Origin of the sequence: Clostridium sp. AF35-15 (genome assembly GCF_003477745.1) — a bacterium.
Classification (GTDB): domain Bacteria; phylum Bacillota; class Clostridia; order Lachnospirales; family Lachnospiraceae; genus Otoolea; species Otoolea fessa.
On the sequence record NZ_QUDY01000026.1, the window covers coordinates 1 to 485 of the forward strand.

Annotated in this window: 1 protein-coding gene; it reads left to right on the forward strand. The window is 39.2% G+C overall.

Annotation, left to right across the window (positions count from 1 at the left end; all coding sequences use genetic code 11):
* Window positions 1-42: 42 nt before the first annotated feature.
* Window positions 43-485 (forward strand): LysR family transcriptional regulator (locus tag DWZ76_RS14875; RefSeq protein WP_207663659.1); only part of this gene is annotated, 443 nt, incomplete at its 3' end.

Consider the following 485-nt stretch of genomic DNA (forward strand, 5'->3'; position numbering starts at 1 on the left):
CGCCTTATACAGATATTCACGCAGAAAGGAGAGAGTATATCTGTGTTAAATTATAAGCTCAGTACCTTTTTAGAGCTCTGTGAAACGAAAAATTATACCAAAACCGCTGAAAAGCTTCATATGACTCAACCAGCCGTAACTCAGCACATCAAATATCTGGAACAGTATTACGGAACAAAACTATTTTATTATGATGAGAAAAAAAGACTTCACCTAACCGATCAAGGACGTCTCCTCCGCTCATATGCCCAATCTGTACAGGCTGATTCAGAAATCATAAAAAACCGGCTTTCTGTCCCCATCAACGAACCTGACATTTTCAAACTAGGTTCCCTGACCGGATTCGGAGAAACATTTGCTGCAAAAGTAATGGGAAAATATCTGGACAAATACCCTGAAAAAAAGGTCAGCATCTATATGGGAGAATCTGATGACTTGTTAGTTCAATTAGCAAACGGAAGAATCCAGGCTTGTATTGTGGATAC